This is a genomic window from Mycobacterium sp. IDUB_9, from assembly GCF_055419505.1.
Map to the genome: position 1 here is coordinate 1,339,395 of NZ_JBVAXU010000001.1, position 17,013 is coordinate 1,356,407.

General features: G+C 66.3%; 20 protein-coding genes and 1 tRNA gene. 16 read left to right on the forward strand and 5 right to left on the reverse strand.

Annotated elements, in window-relative coordinates:
- The first annotated feature begins 16 nt into the window (after positions 1-16).
- The 5 genes from ACZY08_RS06560 (at position 17) to ACZY08_RS06580 (ending at position 5,234) form a co-directional block, all read left to right on the forward strand.
- Positions 17-892 (forward strand): NAD(P)-dependent oxidoreductase, encoded by an 876-nt coding sequence (locus ACZY08_RS06560; RefSeq protein ID WP_463743736.1) that lies wholly within the window; start codon positions 17-19, stop codon positions 890-892.
- Positions 889-1,764 carry an NAD(P)-dependent oxidoreductase gene (locus tag ACZY08_RS06565; protein ID WP_463743737.1) on the forward strand — a complete coding sequence of 292 codons (876 nt, stop codon included), beginning with the start codon at positions 889-891 and terminating at the stop codon, positions 1,762-1,764. Before ACZY08_RS06560 ends, ACZY08_RS06565 begins: the two co-directional genes overlap by 4 nt.
- 88 nt (positions 1,765-1,852) lie before the next feature.
- Entirely contained in the window at positions 1,853-2,995 is a 1,143-nt protein-coding gene (locus ACZY08_RS06570; protein ID WP_463743738.1) for a TIGR03364 family FAD-dependent oxidoreductase, read from the forward strand.
- Positions 2,996-3,024: 29 nt separating this feature from the next.
- Positions 3,025-3,723, forward strand: a complete 699-nt coding sequence (locus ACZY08_RS06575; protein ID WP_463743739.1) for a phosphonatase-like hydrolase — start codon at positions 3,025-3,027, stop codon at positions 3,721-3,723.
- 176 nt (positions 3,724-3,899) lie between these two features.
- Complete coding sequence (locus ACZY08_RS06580; protein ID WP_463743740.1) at positions 3,900-5,234, forward strand: MFS transporter; 1,335 nt, start codon at positions 3,900-3,902, stop codon at positions 5,232-5,234.
- 50 nt (positions 5,235-5,284) lie between these two features.
- Here the strand turns inward: ACZY08_RS06580 and ACZY08_RS06585 are convergent, their stop codons facing one another.
- Together ACZY08_RS06585 and ACZY08_RS06590 are read right to left on the reverse strand one after the other, a co-directional pair.
- Positions 5,285-6,031 (reverse strand): GntR family transcriptional regulator, encoded by a 747-nt coding sequence (locus tag ACZY08_RS06585; protein ID WP_463743741.1) that lies wholly within the window; start codon positions 6,029-6,031, stop codon positions 5,285-5,287.
- A 59-nt stretch (positions 6,032-6,090) separates the two neighbouring features.
- The gene (locus tag ACZY08_RS06590) at positions 6,091-6,846 is read right to left on the reverse strand and encodes an SDR family NAD(P)-dependent oxidoreductase (protein WP_463744177.1); all 756 of its coding nucleotides are present in this window, start codon (positions 6,844-6,846) and stop codon (positions 6,091-6,093) included.
- Positions 6,847-6,894: 48 nt separating this feature from the next.
- Between ACZY08_RS06590 and ACZY08_RS06595 the strand changes: the two genes are divergently transcribed.
- A complete protein-coding gene (locus ACZY08_RS06595) occupies positions 6,895-7,536 on the forward strand; it encodes a histidine phosphatase family protein (protein ID WP_463743742.1) in 642 nt (213 codons plus the stop codon).
- Positions 7,537-7,545: 9 nt separating this feature from the next.
- Complete coding sequence (locus ACZY08_RS06600; RefSeq protein ID WP_463743743.1) at positions 7,546-8,568, forward strand: phosphotransferase family protein; 1,023 nt, start codon at positions 7,546-7,548, stop codon at positions 8,566-8,568.
- A 4-nt stretch (positions 8,569-8,572) separates the two neighbouring features.
- Here ACZY08_RS06600 and ACZY08_RS06605 read toward each other — a convergent pair whose 3' ends face one another.
- Positions 8,573-8,971 carry a LapA family protein gene (locus ACZY08_RS06605; RefSeq protein WP_463743744.1) on the reverse strand — a complete coding sequence of 133 codons (399 nt, stop codon included), beginning with the start codon at positions 8,969-8,971 and terminating at the stop codon, positions 8,573-8,575.
- Positions 8,972-9,089: 118 nt separating this feature from the next.
- Between ACZY08_RS06605 and ACZY08_RS06610 the strand changes: the two genes are divergently transcribed.
- Genes ACZY08_RS06610 through ACZY08_RS06630 form a run of 5 tightly spaced genes read left to right on the forward strand, consistent with a single transcriptional unit; the run spans position 9,090 to position 13,166 of the window.
- Positions 9,090-10,022 carry an ABC transporter substrate-binding protein gene (locus tag ACZY08_RS06610; protein ID WP_463743745.1) on the forward strand — a complete coding sequence of 311 codons (933 nt, stop codon included), beginning with the start codon at positions 9,090-9,092 and terminating at the stop codon, positions 10,020-10,022.
- On the forward strand, positions 10,019-11,125 hold the full coding sequence (locus tag ACZY08_RS06615; protein ID WP_463743746.1) for an ABC transporter ATP-binding protein: 1,107 nt from the start codon (positions 10,019-10,021) through the stop codon (positions 11,123-11,125). The genes ACZY08_RS06610 and ACZY08_RS06615 overlap by 4 nt, the downstream gene beginning before the upstream one ends.
- Positions 11,126-11,128: 3 nt before the next feature.
- A complete protein-coding gene (locus tag ACZY08_RS06620; RefSeq protein ID WP_463743747.1) occupies positions 11,129-11,800 on the forward strand; it encodes an ABC transporter permease in 672 nt (223 codons plus the stop codon).
- The gene (locus tag ACZY08_RS06625) at positions 11,797-12,579 is read left to right on the forward strand and encodes an ABC transporter permease (RefSeq protein WP_463743748.1); all 783 of its coding nucleotides are present in this window, start codon (positions 11,797-11,799) and stop codon (positions 12,577-12,579) included. Before ACZY08_RS06620 ends, ACZY08_RS06625 begins: the two co-directional genes overlap by 4 nt.
- Positions 12,576-13,166, forward strand: a complete 591-nt coding sequence (locus tag ACZY08_RS06630; RefSeq protein WP_463743749.1) for a putative glycolipid-binding domain-containing protein — start codon at positions 12,576-12,578, stop codon at positions 13,164-13,166. Before ACZY08_RS06625 ends, ACZY08_RS06630 begins: the two co-directional genes overlap by 4 nt.
- Here ACZY08_RS06630 and ACZY08_RS06635 read toward each other — a convergent pair.
- Entirely contained in the window at positions 13,129-14,073 is a 945-nt protein-coding gene (locus ACZY08_RS06635) for a prephenate dehydrogenase (protein ID WP_463744178.1), read from the reverse strand. The two genes, ACZY08_RS06630 and ACZY08_RS06635, sit on opposite strands and share 38 nt — an antisense overlap.
- Before the next feature lie 98 nt (positions 14,074-14,171).
- On the opposite strand from ACZY08_RS06635, the gene ACZY08_RS06640 reads away from it, so the two are divergent.
- The 3 genes from ACZY08_RS06640 to ACZY08_RS06650 all read left to right on the forward strand — a co-directional run bounded on the left by ACZY08_RS06640 (position 14,172) and on the right by ACZY08_RS06650 (position 15,292).
- The gene (locus tag ACZY08_RS06640) at positions 14,172-14,678 is read left to right on the forward strand and encodes a tRNA adenosine deaminase-associated protein (protein WP_463743750.1); all 507 of its coding nucleotides are present in this window, start codon (positions 14,172-14,174) and stop codon (positions 14,676-14,678) included.
- Positions 14,675-15,130, forward strand: coding sequence for a nucleoside deaminase (locus tag ACZY08_RS06645; RefSeq protein WP_463743751.1), 456 nt, complete (start codon positions 14,675-14,677; stop codon positions 15,128-15,130). Before ACZY08_RS06640 ends, ACZY08_RS06645 begins: the two co-directional genes overlap by 4 nt.
- 71 nt (positions 15,131-15,201) lie before the next feature.
- Positions 15,202-15,292, forward strand: a tRNA-Ser gene (locus ACZY08_RS06650).
- A gap of 180 nt (positions 15,293-15,472) precedes the next feature.
- On the opposite strand, the gene ACZY08_RS06655 is transcribed toward ACZY08_RS06650, so the two are convergent.
- Positions 15,473-16,345 (reverse strand): SAM-dependent methyltransferase, encoded by an 873-nt coding sequence (locus ACZY08_RS06655; protein WP_463743752.1) that lies wholly within the window; start codon positions 16,343-16,345, stop codon positions 15,473-15,475.
- 106 nt (positions 16,346-16,451) lie between these two features.
- Between ACZY08_RS06655 and ACZY08_RS06660 the strand changes: the two genes are divergently transcribed.
- A complete protein-coding gene (locus ACZY08_RS06660; RefSeq protein WP_463743753.1) occupies positions 16,452-17,009 on the forward strand; it encodes a TetR/AcrR family transcriptional regulator in 558 nt (185 codons plus the stop codon).
- Positions 17,010-17,013 lie beyond the last annotated feature (4 nt).

The window sequence follows — 17,013 nt, forward strand, 5'->3', positions numbered from 1 at the left end:
CTCCAACGATGGTGGCATGACAACCACACGCCATTCGGTCAGTTTTCTCGGTCTGGGTGCGATGGGCTCAGAGCTGGCCCGCAGAGCCATCAACGCGGGGCACCCGACCGTCGTCTGGAACCGCACGGCCGCGCGGGCGGGCGCGCTCGTCGAGGAGGGCGCCACCTCAACGGACGATCTGGCCGAGGCTCTCGACGCGGACCTCGTGGTGGTCTGCCTGTTCGACCAGGCTTCGGTGCACGAGGTTCTCGATCCGATCGCGCACCTGCTGGCGGGGCGCCGGCTGGTCAACCTGACGACGACATCGCCGGAAGGTGCGCGCGAGCTGGCCGGGTGGGCTGCCGGCCACGGGGCCGACTACCTCGACGGGGGCATCATGGCGACGCCCGAGATGATCGGAACGGCGCAGTCGGCGATCCTCTACAGCGGCTCGGCAGCGTTGTTTGAGGACTATCGCGCGTTCCTCGAACTGTGGGGTAGCACTGAGTATTTCGGTGACGACGCGGGCATGGCGTCGTTGTACGACCTGGCACTTCTTTCCGCGATGTACGTGATGTTCGCCGGGTTCTTCCACGGTGCTGCGATGGTGGGGGCGGCCGGAGTGCCGGCGAAAGAGTTCGCCGCGCGCACCGCCGCGTGGCTGCCGGCGCTGATGCCCTCCATCGCTGAGTACGCGACCGTCATCGACGGTGGGGATTACACCGTGCCCGGCCAGCAGAGCCTCAATTTCTCCGACATCAGCGACATCGTCAACGCGAGCCGGGACCAGGGCATCAGCACAGAAGTCGTCGATGTCGTGCAGCGGCTGATCCACCGACAGATCGATGCGGGCCATGGCAGCGACGGCTTCGCCCGGGTGATCGAGAGCATCAAGAACGGGACCGCCGCATGACCACCACTGTCAGCGTGCTCGGCCTCGGGCCGATGGGACAGGCACTCGCCGCGGCACTGTTGGAGGCGAATTACCCCACCACCGTGTGGAATCGGACGGCTGCCAAAGCCGGCGCATTGCGTACCCGCGGCGCGGTGTGGGCCGACACACCTGCCGAGGCGGTCGCCGCCGGCGATCTCATCCTCATCAACGTCGTCGATCAGTCCGTGGTGGATGCGGTGTTGGACGCCGCGGGAGACGCGGTCGCGCGCCGGGTGATCGTGGGCCTGGCCTCCGACATTCCCGATTCGGCACACCGTACGGCGGAACGGGTGGCCGCGCGCGGCGGACGCTACCTGGACGGCGCGATCATGACACCCACCGACACCATCGGAACGCCCAGCGCCAGTATCCTTTTCGCCGGACCACGAGATCTGTTCGAAGCGCACCGGCCGGTCTTCGATGCGCTCGCGACTGTCAGCTGGGTCGGTGCGGACGTCGGACGTGCCGCAGCTTTCGACATGGCGCTGCTCGACGTGTTCTGGACGTCGGTCAGCGGTTTCGTGCATGCCTTGGCGGTGGCCGGTGCACATGGCATCGCGCCCGTTGAGTTGCTGCCGCATGCGGGGAACATCGCCGCGATCCTGCCGCCGGTATTCGGTGAGATCGCCGAGCGCATCGAGGCGGATCGGCACGGTGATGCCAGTGCGTCGGTGTCCTCGGTGGCTGCCTCGGTCCGGCATCTGATCGCGGCGTCACGGTCGGCAGGCTTCGATGCCGGTGCGTTGGAGGCATTCCGTGGCTACGTGGACGCCACTGTCGCCGCTGGGCACGGCGCCGACGAGATCAGTCGGATCATCCCGACCCGAACTTCAACGTCGTCACGCCGCTGAGGTGAACGGGACTTTACATATATAGACACGAGGTAAAAACAACAAACTTGTATTGACAAGTTGTGGTGATGTGGACCACAGTATCCGCATGGGAAATCACAGCTACGACGTCGTCGTCGTCGGTGCAGGCATCGTCGGCCTGGCGCACGCCTATCACGCGCGTCAGCGGGGACTCAGCGTCGCCGTTGTCGATCACGCCGACGGTGTCGTCGGTGCGTCGGTCCAGAACTTCGGTCACGCCTGCATCACCGCCCAGTCCGGCGAAGCGCTCGAATACGGACGTGCCGGGCGTCGGCACTGGCTGGACCTGTCCCGCAAGGCAGGGTTCTGGTCGGCGGAGGCCGGAACCTTCTGCATCGCCCGCCACGACGACGAACTCGCCGTGATGGATGAGTTCGCCGCCACGCGAGAGGCCGACGAGGTGCGGCTACTGAGCCGCGAGCAGATCCTCGAACAGATCCCGGTACTGGCGTCCGGCGTCACCGGTGGTATGTACCTGCCGAACGACCTGCAGGTCGACCCGCGCACGGCAGCGCCGTCGATCGCGCGGTGGCTCGCCGGTGAGGGCGTCGACTTCCATTGGCGGACCGCGGCTTCCGGATTCGAACCGGGAATCGTGCACACGTCGCGCGGACCGCTCCGCGCGGGAACGACGTTCGTCACGGTCAACTACGACGTAGACAGATTGTTCCCGGCGCTGGCCGAACGCGACGGCCTGCTGAGATGCCGGCTGCACATGTTGCGGGCTCGGCTACCGCTGGGCTTCGCCCTTCCCGCGCCGCTGTTCACCGGCTGGTCGTTGCTGCGCTACGCCGGTTTCGAGAACCTGCCTGCCACCGCGGCCGTGGCCGAGCGGTTGCGCGCCGAACATCCCGACTACGTCGCCATCGACCTGCATCAGATGTACACCCCGCAGCCCGACGGTTCACTGCTCATCGGCGACACCCACTACCGTGACGTCTCCGCGCCGCCGTTCCAATCCGAGGAGGGGTTTGCCGTTCTCCTCGAAGAGGCCCGGAAACTGTTCGGGGTCAATGACATCGAGGTCACCGAGCGCTGGCAGGGCGTCTACACCTCCGCGCCCGGAAAAGAGTTCCTGATCGAACAGCCCATCGAGGGCACCCACGTCGTCACCGTCACGACCGGCATCGGCATGACCACCAGCATGGGCCTCGCCTACAGCACCGTCGGCAATGCCCTGGACCGCGACAAAGTTGTCGCACACGCCTGAACGATCCACCTGAACAGAAGGGACAACCAATGAGCATCAACGCAACTGACTCAATCAGCCTCGTCGTATTCGACATGGCCGGAACCACTGTCGAGGACACCGGGCTGGTCCAACAGTCGTTCCTGGCGGCCGACAAGCACGCTGGTCTGTCGAAGACCGACGCCGACCGCGAGGAGATGCTGCGTTACGTCTCCGACACCATGGGGCAGTCGAAGATCGTGGTCTTCCGTCATCTGGCGAAAGGCAACGAGGAGCAGGCGCAGGCCGCGAACAAGGAGTTCGAACGCTGCTACGCCCAGCTGGTCGCCGAGGGTAACTGCAGCCCCATCCCCGGCGCCGAAGATGTCATTACATCTTTGCGCTCCAGCGGCATCAAGACCGCGCTGACCACCGGATTCGCCAAGGAGACGCAGTCGGCCATCATCGAGACGCTGGGCTGGCAGAACCTCGCCGACGTGGTGCTGTGCCCGTCGCCGGGAGTGCGGGGCCGGCCCTACCCGGACATGCCGCTCACCGCACTGATGCAGACCGAAACCGATTCGGTGCGTTCGATGATCGTGCTGGGTGACACTTCTTCCGATGTCATCAGCGGATTGCGCGCGGGCGCGCGGGCCTCGATCGGCGTGCTGACCGGTGCGCACAACCAGGCCCAGCTCTCCGAGGCGGGCGCCACGCACATCCTCAACAGCGTCGCCGATCTTCCATCGCTGGTGGCAGCGCTGCGGTAACTCAACAGAACAGCTCTTGCGGCGGTCGGTCGTAGGCCTGCCTCCCGACCGCCGCACCGCTCTCACGTCGTTCTCTTTCGAGAAACCTGCTCTTGACGTTCGGCCACAGTCTCTCGGCAATCTGCCCCGGCCCGTCAGCACACCGCCTGCAGCACGCCCACATTAGGTGCATTCTCATGACCCAAATAACGACGCCCGCCAGTCCGACTATCGCTCCGCGCTACAAGCGCTGGCGTATCCAGATCTTCGCCGTCACCTGGATCGCCTACGCCGGCTTCTATTTCACCCGGCAGGCCTTCTCGGTCGCCAAGCTGGGCATTCTCGAAGATCCCATCCTCTCTATCAGCCTGACCAAAAGCACCCTGGCCAACCTCGACGCCGCCTACCTCGCGGCCTACGCCGCCGGCCAGTTTGTGTGGGGCCAGGTCTCGGACCGCTTCGGTCCGCGAGTGGTCATCCTCGGCGGCCTGGCGATATCGGCCATCGCCACGGTGTTCATGGGCCTGCTGCCCGCGCTGGTGTTCCTCTTGCCGCTGATGATCGTGCAGGGCCTGGCCCAGTCCACCGGCTGGTCCCCGACTCTGAGCAATATGGCCCAGTTCTTCTCGATCGGAGAACGGGGTCGCGTACTCGGATTGTGGAGCACCAACTACGCATTCGGCGGCCTGGTGGCCGCTCCGATTCTGGGCTGGGCCGCCTACGACGTGTTCGGCTCATGGCGCGCGTCGTTCTTCACTGGTGCCGCCGTGGTGGTCGGGGTGTTCGTGCTCGTGCTGTTGTTCCAGCGCAACCGGCCGCAAGATGTCGGGTTGCCGCCGATCGAGGAGTACCGGGCCTCGGCGGACGCTCGAGAGGGTGTCGAGCTCGATGACTCGCCCGAAGCAGAGGCTGTTGCCGAGCCGAAGCCCTCGTGGCAGGAATCGCTGAAGGCGGTGCTGAGTGACCGGATGGTGAGAACCCTTGGCGCGTCGTACTTCCTGCTCAAGCCGGCCCGCTATGCGATCCTGCTGTGGGGCCCGGTGATCGTCGCCGAGCGCCTGGTTGACGGCGACAAGTTCCAGGCCGTCGCCATCCCGGTGGCGTTCGGTGTCGCGGGTGTGGTCGCCCCGATCCTGCTCGGCCGGATCTCCGATCGGGTGTTCAGTGCGCGCCGGGTGCCGGCCTGTGTGATCAGTCTGGGAATCCTGGTGGCGGTGCTGGCACTGTTCGGTCCGCTCACCGCGACCGGTAGTCCCTGGGTCATGGTCGTGGTGCTCGGTCTGATCGGCCTGAGCGTCTATGGCGCCGACGCGATGATCTCGTGTGTCGCGGCGGTCGACTTCGGTACCTCCAAGCACGCCGGGACCGCGGCCGGTCTCATCAACTGCTGTGGTTCGGTCGGCGCGATCCTGGGCGGGTTGCTGCCCGGCTACCTGAACACGTCGACACTGTTCTACGGATTCGCCGGCGCCGCTCTGCTTTCCATGCTGCTACTGATCCCGCACTGGAATCGGATGCCTGCCGCCGACTGATCCCGCGAGCAGACACAAAACTGTCCCTTTCCGACGTGAAAGGGGCAGTTTTATGTCTGTTCGGCGGAGGAAAATTTGGTGCGGGCGTTGACGATACTGAACGCCACCATGTCCGGCCGGTAGCGGTCGTCGGCGCATTCGAAGACGACGCCGTGCTGATCGCGTGAGACGCGGCGCTCACGGAGCAACGGGCTGCCCGGCGCGATGCCGAGGTTCGCGGCATCGTCGGGGCCGGCGGCCACGGCGTCGAGCACGTGCTCCATGGAGTCGAAGTAGACGCCGCGGCTGGCGAGGTAGTCGGTCATCGAGCCCGAGTCGGTGTCGAACTCGAACAGCAGGGAACCCACGGAATCGATGAACGTGCTGCGTTCGAGCATCGCGGGCTCGCCGTCGAGCAGGCGTACGCGCAGCACTTCGACCACGAAGTCGTCGGCCGTCAAACCCAGTGCCTCGATGGTGGTTTCGGAGGCGCGTCGGCGCGCCACCTCAATCGTGCGGTTACCCGCGGTACGTCCGGCGCGCTCGGCCCACTGGGTAAACGGTGTGAACGTGTCGAGCGTCTGTGTGGCATCGTGGCTGCGCACCACCGCGGGTTTGCCGCGCGAGACCCGGATCAGGCCTTCGTTCTTCAGGGTGGCCAGGGCCTGGCGTACCGGACCGCGGGACACGTCGAACTCGGCGCACAGCGCACTCTCGGTCGGCAGCGGCGCTCCGATGGCGTAGTCCCGGCGCCTGATGCGCCGGCGCAGTTCGGCGGCGACGTGCTCGTGGCGCGAAACCGGCCCCGCCATCCGCATCACCCTTCGGTCAAGTTGTCATGACAAGTTTGCTATCCAGCTACATTACCGTGCCGCGCTCAGGGCAATCCGCCGTCCACCCGCAGGACGGATCCCGTGGTGAAGCTGGACGCATCCGACATCAGAAACAGTGCGGCGCCGACGATCTCGGTGGGGTTGCCGGCCCGCTGTAGGGCGAGGTGTCCGAACGGGTCACCGGCCATGTCCCAGGCCTTGCTGACATCGGTGAGGAACGGCCCGGCCATCAGGGTGTTGACCCGCACGGTGGGGCCGAATGCCTTGGCCAGCCCTTCGGTCATGGCGTTCAGCCCGGCCTTGGCCGCGGCGTAGGGCAGCATGTACTGGTCGGGCCGCAGCGATCCGGATGAGCTGACGTTGATGATCGCCCCGCCGCCGTCGGCCACCATGCGATCACCGAGCAGGGCCGAAAGCCGGAACGGCCCTTTGAGATTCAGATTGAACACCGAGTCGAAGAGCTTCTCGGTGACCGATCCCAGCGACTCGTACAGCGGTGACATGCCGGCGTTGTTCACCAACACGTCCACCTTGCCGAACCGCTCGTAAGTGGCCTCGACCAGACCGTCTAGTTGATCCCACCGGCCCACATGAACCTGATAGGGCAGGGCGGCGCGGCCGGTGGCGGCGGTGATCTCGTCGGCCGCGGCCACACAGGAGTCCAGATTGCGGCTGGCGATCACGACGTCGGCGCCGCAGCGCGCGGCACCCATCGCGATCTCACGGCCCAGTCCGCGGCTGCCACCGGTGACCAGCACCACCCGATCGGTGAGATCGAACAGTTCGTCGGCATAGCCCATGTCGCAGCCCTCTCCGGCCGTCCCGCACCGCGGCCCTATGGTGACACGGTGCAACTGCTTCTCGTCCGACATGCTCTACCGCTCCGCAGCGAGCCCGGTCAAGGGTCCGATCCCGATCTGTCCGCCGAGGGCATCGCCCAGGCGCAGCGCCTGCCCGCCGCCCTGGCCCGGTTTCCCATCAGCCGGCTGGTCAGTAGCCCACAGCGGCGCGCAATCCAGACCGCGGGACCGCTGGCCGAGGAACTGGGGCTGCAGGTCGAGGTCGACGAGCGGCTCGCCGAGTACGACCGGGACATGTCGCACTACGTGCCGATCGAGGAGATTGCCAAGGAGAACCCCGAGGAGCTGGCTCGACTGGTGAACGGTCACCTGCCCAGCAGCGTGGACGAGGATGCCTTCATGGCGCGGATCGGCGCGGCGGTCGAGGACCTGGTGGCAGCCGGCGACCATGACGGCACCGTCGCGGTGTTCAGCCACGGCGGGGTGATCAACGTGCTGCTGCACCAGATCCTGCAGACCCAGCGGCTGCTGTCCTTCCACGTCGACTACGCATCGGTCACCCGGCTGCTGTCGTCGCGCTCGGGCAAGCTGGCCGTCGCGTCGGTCAACGGCACCGAGCATGTGTGGGACCTGCTGCCCAGAAATCGTCCCGATGAGCGCTCGCGCGAAGAGCAACAAGCCGAGTGGTAAACAGTGACGGTGACAAATCTGGAGGGCCTCGACCTCACCGCCCTGGACCGGCATCTGCGTTCGGAGGGCATCGCCCGCAGCGGTGATCTCCGTGCCGAACTGATCGCCGGTGGTCGCTCCAACCTGACCTTCCGGGTGTGCGACGACGCGTCCGCATGGGTGCTGCGCCGCCCGCCGCTACATGGGCTCACCCCATCCGCGCACGACATGGCCCGCGAGTACAAGGTGGTGGCGGCGCTGGCCGGCACCGCCGTTCCGGTGGCCCGTGCGGTGACGATGAGCAACGACGACTCCGTGTTGGGTGCTCCGTTCCAGATGGTCGAGAACGTAGACGGCCTGGTGGTCCGCAGCGCCTCGGAACTTGAGGCACTCGGTGACGAGCAGGTGATCAGCGACAGCGTCGACGCCCTGATCCGGGTGCTGGCCGACCTGCACGCGGTGGACCCCGAGGCGGTCGGTCTCGGCGATTTCGGCAAGCCCGCGGGTTATCTGGAGCGCCAGGTGCGCCGGTGGGGTTCGCAGTGGGACCTGGTCCGGCTCCCCGACGATCCCCGGGACGACGACGTCAAGCGCCTGCATCAGGCCCTGGCCGATTCTGTTCCGGCGCAGAGCCGCAACTCGATCGTGCACGGCGACTACCGCATCGACAACACCATCCTGGACACGCAGGATCCGACGAAGGTCCTTGCGGTGCTGGACTGGGAACTCTCGACGTTGGGCGACCCGCTCAGCGATGCCGCGCTGATGTGCGTCTACCGCGACCCGATGTTCAATCTGATCCTGAGCATGGAAGCCGCGTGGAGTTCACCGCAGATGCCGCCGGCCGACGAGTTGGCCAACCGCTATTCGCTGCAGTCCGGCCAGGAGCTGGCGCACTGGGACTTCTATATGGCGCTGGCCTACTTCAAGGCAGCGATCATCGCCGCGGGTATCGACTTCCGCGCCCGCCAGGGTTCTGAATCGCCGGGTGGTTCCAGCGTCGGCGAGGCGGTGGCCCCGGCGATTGCCTCGGGTCTGCGCGCCATCGGCTGACGCGTCAGCTGCGCTGGGCGGCCTTGAAGTTCTTCTTGGCCGCGCGGCGCAACTGGAAGATCCGTGCCGACCCGGCGGCGACGGTCAGTAACCCGCCGGCCACGGCGGCACCGAGGATCGCCACGCCCGTCGGCAGCGACCAGTGCCAGCTGAGGAACGTCATCGGCACCGGATCGGTGTTCTGCGCGATGAAGATCAACAGCACGATCAGCACCAGGAAGCCCAGGATCAGTGCTGACCACAAAGCTCCGGCGCGGGTGAGTTTGGGCTCGGTGGCCTTACCCGTTTTGGCCGGGGTGTTCTTACCGGGTTCGGGCGCTTTGGCCGGGTCGGGCGCCGCCGGGTCCGGTATGGCCGCAGTGGGCTCGGGCAAATCGGGCGATGCAGACGGATCGCTGGTCATGTAGTCATCTTTGCCCGTCGAGGCGCCAAAGCAAACCACCGTGGGTTAAAGCGCGGCGGCATGTCGGGTGTGCCGTTAGGGTCTGGAGAAAGGCTGAACACGCCGAAAGGACGTGCGGATGCAGCGCAAAACCCTGGCAATACTGGCGACTTTGCTTGCACTTTTGTTGTCTGCCTGCGGAAGCTCCAATCCGCTCGGCGGCGGAGAAATCTCAGGTGACCTGAAATCGATCGTCGTCGGATCGGCTGACTTCCCGGAGTCCAAGATCATCGCCGAGATCTATGCCCAGGCTCTGGAGGCCAATGACTTTCAGATCAGAAGGCAGTTCGGTATCGGTAGCCGCGAGACGTATGTTCCTGCGGTGCAGGATCATTCGATCGATTTGATCCCTGAGTACACCGGAAATCTCCTGCAGTACTTCGAGAAGGACACCACTGCCACCACCCCGGACGAGGTGCTGATCGCCCTGTTCAAGGCCCTGCCCGGGGATTTGTCGATTCTGTATCCCTCACCGGCCGAGGACAAGGACACCCTCGCCGTCACCGCCGCGACCGCCCAGCGCTGGAACCTGAAGACCATCGCGGATCTGGCCGCGCATTCGGCGGAGGTGAAAGTCGGTGCCCCATCGGAGTTTCAGACCCGCCAGACCGGGCTGGTAGGCCTGAAGTCCCGGTACGGCCTGGACATCGCGCCGGTCAACTTCGTCGCGATCAGCGACGGTGGCGGGCCGGCCACCGTTGCGGCGCTGAACAGCGGTGCCGTCACGGCCGCGAACATCTTCAGCACGTCACCGGCGATCGGGCTGCACCACCTCGTGCCGCTGGAGGATCCCGAGAACGCTTTCCTGGCCGCCAATGTCGTTCCGTTGGTGGCTTCGCAGAAGATGTCGGATGAACTCAAAACCGTGCTGGATGCGGTGTCGGCCAAACTCACCACCGCAGCCCTGATCGAACTGAACACGGCGGTCGAGGGCAATGCCGGCGTCGACCCTGACGAGGCCGCCGAAAAGTGGATCAGGGACAACGGATTCGACAAGGCGATGATCAAGTGATCACCTTCGAGAACGTCAGCAAGCAGTATCCCGACGGCACGCTCGCGGTCGACAACCTGAATCTGGAAGTGCCGCAGGGCACGCTGACGGTGTTCGTCGGCCCGTCCGGCTGTGGCAAGACGACCTCCATGCGGATGATCAACCGGATGATCGACCCCACCTCCGGAACCCTCACGGTCAACGGGGAAGACGTCAGCACGGTCGACCCGGTCAAGCTGCGCCTCGGCATCGGCTACGTCATCCAGAGCGCCGGGCTGATGCCACATCTGCGGGTGGTCGACAACGTGGCGACGGTGCCGGTGTTGCGAGGCGAGTCACGGCGTAACGCCCGCAAGGCTGCGATCGGGGTGATGGAACGGGTGGGGCTCGACCCCAAGTTGGCCGACCGCTACCCGGCCCAACTGTCGGGCGGGCAGCAGCAGCGAGTCGGGGTGGCCCGCGCGTTGGCCGCGGACCCGCCGATCCTGTTGATGGACGAGCCGTTCAGTGCGGTCGACCCGGTCGTGCGGGAGGATCTGCAGGCCGAAATCCTGCGATTACAGAGCGAATTGCAGAAGACCATCGTGTTCGTCACCCACGATGTCGACGAGGCGATCAAGCTCGGGGACAAGGTCGCGGTGTTCGGCCGTGGCGGAGCGTTACTGCAATATGCCGATCCCGCCTTTGTGTTGTCGAATCCGGCCAACGAACTCGTATCGGGGTTCGTGGGCGCCGACCGCGGGTATCGCGGGCTGCAGTTCTTCCACGCAACCGGCCTGCCACTGCACGAGATTCAACACGTCGACGAGAACGACATCGATGCGCTGAACCTGAGCCCGGGGGAGTGGCGGCTGGTCATCAAATCCGGCACGCCGTTCGCGTGGATCAACGCCGAGGGTGTCGAGGTGTATCGCAGGGGCAACGAGCTCTACGACAGCACCATCGGCGGCGGTTCGTTCTTTCCACCCGACGGCAACCTGCGGCAGGCGCTGGACTCCGCACTGTCCTCACCGAGCGGGCTCGGGGTGGCGGTCGACGAAGACGGCAAGCTCGTCGGGGGCGTGCGTGCCGACGACGTGCTCGCGGCACTCAAGGAGCAGCGCCGCGTCCCGGAGCTGAGGTAGCTCGTGCGATATCTGCTGAACCACCTCGACGACCTGTGGGTGCTGACCATCGTGCACCTGCGGTTGTCACTGGTGCCGATCGTGCTGGGGTTGTTGATCGCCGTTCCGCTGGGCGCGGCGGTTCAGCGCACCACGGCACTGCGTCGGATGACCACGCTCACCGCGAGCATCATCTTCACCATTCCGTCGCTCGCATTGTTCGTGGTGCTGCCGTTGATCATTCCGACCCGCATCCTGGATGAGGCGAATGTCATTGTCGCCCTGACGCTCTACACCACTGCACTGTTGGTGCGGGCGGTGCCCGAGGCGCTCGACGCGGTGCCCGAGCACGTGCGTGACGCGGCGACGGCGATCGGATACCGGCCGCTGGTGCGGATGCTCAAGGTGGAACTCCCGCTGGCCATCCCGGTGTTGGTGGCGGGCCTGCGGGTCGTCGCGGTCACCAACATCTCGATGGTGTCGGTGGGTTCGGTGATCGGTATCGGCGGCCTCGGTACCTGGTTCACCGAGGGTTATCAGTCCAACAAGAGTGACCAGATCATCGCCGGGATCATCGCGATCTTCGTGCTCGCTGTCGTCATCGACACCCTGATCATGTTGGCCGGCAGGGCCATCACACCCTGGACCCGGGCGTCTCACGCACCGAGGATCTCCCGGCTGAAGGCGGCCGCATGAACTTCCTGCAGCAGGCACTCGACTTCATCTTCACCGCCGCCAACTGGGCCGGGCCAGCCGGCCTGACCGCCCGCATCGTCGAGCACCTGCAGTACACGGTCATCGCGGTGGTGGCCTCCGCGGTGATCGCGATCCCGGTCGGACTGCTGATCGGGCACACCGGGCGCGGTACCTTCCTCGTCGTCACCGGGGTCAATGCGTTGCGTGCCCTGCCCACGCTCGGGGTGCTGCTGCTCGGGGTGCTGTTGTGGGGGCTGGGGTTGGTGCCGCCGACGGTCGCCCTGATGCTGCTGGGCATTCCACCGCTGCTGGCCGGGACCTACGCCGGCATCGCGAACGTCGACCGCGCCGTCGTGGACGCGGCCCGGTCGATGGGGATGACCGAGCGGCGGGTTCTGCTGCGGGTCGAGGTGCCCAATGCGCTGCCGTTGATCGTCGGCGGCCTGCGCACCGCGACGCTGCAGATCGTGGCGACGGCGACGGTGGCCGCATACGCGAGCCTCGGTGGGCTGGGCCGCTATCTGATCGACGGCATCAAGGTGCGGCAGTTTCACATCGCGCTGGTGGGTGCGCTGATGGTCACGGCGTTGGCGTTGATTCTCGATGCCGCGCTGGCGTTCGCCGTGTGGCTGTCGGTGCCCGGGAGTGGCCGTTTGAGCGGTCGACGACGGATTCCGCAGCCGTTGCTCGGTGACGAGGTGGAGCTCGAGTCACGCTCGGCGGGGAGTTCCGGAGTCGGCTACGAACGCCGAGCGTCGTCGCATACGGTAGAAGGGTGAGCGACCAGAAGGACGGTGCCTGGCCAGCGGTGTTGACGTGGCAGGCGCACGATGAACCCCGGATGGAGTCCGCGCGGGTTCAGCTGTCGGGCAAAAGGATCAAGGCCTACGGCCGGATCGTGGCCGCCGCCACCGAATCCCACCCGGCGTTCTCGGCCTCCTATGACCTGGTCACCGACGAGACCGGCGCCACCAAGCGGCTTTCGCTCACCGTCACCCTGGCCGAGCGGGAACGCCAGCTCTCCATCGCCCGCGACGAGGAGAACATGTGGCTGGTTCAGGATCACACCCAGACCAAGCGCTCGGACTTCGGTGGTGCGCTCGATGTCGATGTGGTGTTCAGCCCGTTCTTCAATGCCCTGCCGATCCGGCGGACCGGCCTGCATGAGATCGCGACGTCGATCACCGTGCCGGTGGTCTATGTGCGGTTGCCCGACTTCGCGGTGGAGACCGCGAGCATCAGCTATACGAGTGGTGGACCCGACGTTCCCGGGGTGAAGTTGCGCTCACCGCTCTCCGACACCACCGTCACGGTGGATTCCGACGGTTTCATCCTTGATTACCCAGGACTGGCAGAGCGGATCTGATCACCCCGCCGGCTCGTCCGGCGGCAGCGAGCTCGGCCCGCCAGTTGTCCGTGCCCACGACGGTGGTGATGATCTCGGGGCGGCTGAAGCTGTCGTAGCGCATCCGCGCGGCGTGGCCGGTGTCGACCAGCTCGGCCACCGATCCCGTGGCCGCCAGTGTCTTCTTGGCACGGGTCAGCAGTTCGATGCCGTGCTCGAGCGCGGGCAGCAGTTGGTCGACGTTGGCCTCACACATCGCCCGCACCAGGTCCGGCGCGGTGGCTGCGACCCGGGTGCCGTCGCGGAAAGATCCGGCAGCCAGGGCGAAGGCCAGCGGCACCTCGCCGGCGATCACGGCCAGGGTTTCGGCGAACAGGTGGGGCAGGTGCGAGATCGTGGCCGCGGCGGCATCGTGCTCATCTGAGCGGGCCGGCACCACGACGGCATGGCAGTCCAGGGCCAGCTGGGCCACCTGTGACCAGATGTCCGCGTCGACGTGGTCGTCCACGCTGACCACCCACGCGGCGCCGGTGAACAGGGCGGCATCCCCGGCGGACCAGCCGGAGTGCGCGGTCCCGGCCATCGGATGCCCGCCGACGAAGTTCTGCAGCAACCCGAAGTTGCCTACTTCGGTGAGCACCGCGCCCTTGACGCTGGTGACGTCGGTCAACGGGCACCGGGGTGCGATGCTGCGGATGTGGTCGAGCATCTGCGGCAGCGCGGGCATCGGCACCGCCAGCACGATCAGCGCGTTGCAGTCGGCGGCCCGGCGCAGCGCCTCATCGAGGTTCGCCGTGGCATCGAACCCGTCGAACTTGGCCGCCGCGACAGCCTCCATCGACCGGTTGTAGCCGAAGACTTCACGGCCGGCCCCGACGGCGGCGCGCATCAGCGAGCCACCGATCAGGCCGAGGCCCACCACGCACACGGGTGTGTTCGTCACGCATCAAGGTTGGCACACCGGCCCAGCCGGGGCCGAGGGTGTTCCCTGTCAAAATCGCTGGTCGGCGACTACCGTAGGCGGGCATGGAGGCACAGCGTGCACCGGCAGACCTTCCCGATGGCTTCGGGGTGGCCGTTGTCCGGGAGGACGGCAAGTGGCGGTGCGCCCCCATGCGGTCGTCCTCGTTGAAGAGTTTGACCGCAGCCGAGACCGAGCTTCGTGAGCTGCGCAGCGCCGGGGCGGTCTTCGGGCTGCTCGATGTGGACGACGAGTTTTTCGTGATCGTTCGGCCCGCGCCGGCCGGAACCCGGCTGCTGCTGTCGGACGCCACGGCGGCCCTGGACTACGACATCGCCGCCGAGGCGTTGGAGAATCTGGACGCTGACCTCGACGAAGAGGATCTTGAGGACGCGGACCCGTTCGAGGAGGGCGACATGTCGGTGCTGTCCGATATCGGTCTGCACGAGGACGTGCTCGGCGTGATCCTGTCCGAAACCGATCTGTATGCCGACGAGCAGATCGGGCGGATCGCCCGCGAGATGGGCTTCGCCGATGAGCTGTCGGCGGTGCTCGACCGGCTCGGTCGGTGAGTTCTTCCGACGAAACCCTGATCCGCGCTGCGCTTGATGCTGCCCGGACGGCCGGTCCGCGTGACGTACCGATCGGCGCGGTGGTGTTCGCCGCCGACGGCACCGAACTGGCCCGGGCCGCCAATGTCCGCGAGGCGTCCGGCGATCCCGCCGGGCATGCCGAGATCGTCGCGATACGGGAGGCCGCTCGGGTACTCGGAGACGGGTGGCGGCTGGAAGGCGCGACGCTGGCCGTGACCGTCGAGCCGTGCACGATGTGTGCGGGCGCGCTGGTGCTGGCCCGGGTGGCGCGGGTGGTGTTCGGCGCGTGGGAGCCCAAGACCGGGGCGGTCGGCTCGCTGTGGGATGTGGTCCGCGATCGCCGGCTCAACCACCGCCCCGAGGTGGTCGGGGGAGTGCTGGCCGACGAGTGCGCGGCCCTGCTGGAGGAGTTCTTCGCCGCCCAGCGGTGAGTTCTGTGCGTCGCAGCACCCGTGCCGAGCACGATTAGGGCTTGCGGCGCTCGCCCGGTAAGCTGCCACACGGTGGCGTGTCCGAGCGGCCTAAGGAGCACGCCTCGAAAGCGTGTGACGGGTAACCCCCGTCCGAGGGTTCAAATCCCTCCGCCACCGCCATAAACCCGCTTCCTGTTATCGCAGGTAGCGGGTTTTTTCATGCCGACGGATGTGGGTCGCAACCATCGTCCGGCGCACTGTGCCGAACGTGCAGTCTTTGCCGCCTCAGACCCCAGACATCGCGATAATAAGCTGCACGCTCGTCACAGGGACCCGAGCACGACATCACCGACGAGCCCGTTATCGCGCCGGCGCCTCCAACCGCGTGGCGGTGACGGTTCCGCTGCCGGTGTCTGAACCGACGTTGCGGGGATAGCGCGCGGCAAGGTCGGCGAAGCTGTTGAAAGACGTTGACCATCCCAGGCTTTCGATCCAGGGCCGGGCGTCGTCGCCGAGGCCGCGGTCCACGTTGGGCATGTTCCGGTAGAGCTCGGCGGCCCCCTCGACCGATTTCAGGGTGGTGTTGAAGCTCTGGCCGCCCATCGTGGGGTATTCGTAGCGACTGCCCGGTGCGGACAGGCGCGTGACCGACTCGACCCCGGCGCGAGCCGTGGCCCTCGGCAGTGTCATCAGTGCATGGTCGACCCAGTGCGTCGGGATGGCGGGATCAAACCCGTTGGACACCAGGGATTCCGCCCAACCCTCGTCGGAGAGGTCGGCTTCGATGATGTGGCGTTCGCACGTGGCGACGGCGTCGCGCAGTAGCGGCTCCTTGAATGCGAACAGCTGGGGTAGGTCGACCTCGAACAGGCGCACGGGTTCGGGCCAGGTCAGCCGGAACGCGTGGGTGTCCAGCCCGGCCCCGATCAACACGATCTGGGGGCGCCCGGCCGCTGCGGCTTCGGTCAGGGCGTCGTCGACGAGGCGGACGCCGACGGTGCGGGATTCGTACATCACATCGGCCAGCTGCATCACGGTCGCCCAGGTATCGGCGGCGCCCTCCGGCGCGGTCGGGGCGAGATATGCCTGCTGTGCCGCCTCGACGAACCGGGCGGCATACGGATCGGCGTAGAGGCGGTCGTCCCGTTCGGTTTCCCGAGCCCGGATGACGGCGACCCCAACGGCGGTGAGCGGGGGGCCAGTCAGGGTTGTGGGCAGCTGTGATCCGTGCATTGATCCCCCTCGATGCGGCGTATTCATTACTTGACGGCCGGTAAGTAATCGTGCGACCACGCTAAGCTCATCCCTTACCGGGCGTCAAGTAATGAAAGAGGTGCCGATGGCAGGTCGACGGACCGATACCCGCGACAAGATTCGGGCCGTGGCGCTCGAACTGTTCTCCGTCCACGGCTATGACCAGACTTCGATCCGGCAGATCGCTGAGCGCCTCGGGATCACGAAAGCCGCTGTCTACTATCACTTCCCGGCAAAAGAAGACATCGTGGTGAGCCTCGCTGACGATCTGCGTACCGGTGTGGACGAGATCCTGCGCTGGGCCGCCGACCAACCTGCGGGGAAGGAAACGGGCCATGAGGTCCTGCGGCGTTACGGCATGGTGCTGCACGGCACCGGCCGGGCAATGACTCGGTTCATGCACGAGAACTACGCGGCGTTCAATCGGCTCGGGGTGGGAGCTGACCTGCGCTACCAGTTCCGGACCGTGGCGGATGCCATGACCGGCCCCGACCACGATCCTGTCGCGGTGTACCACGCTCGGCAGGCGCTGCTGACGATCTCGTGGAGCGTGGCGATGATGGGTGATCTGCCCCTCACCGACGAGCAGTGCAATGACACTGCCCTCGCGATCGCCTCGGACATCTACGAGCGCAGCGATTAGCTCT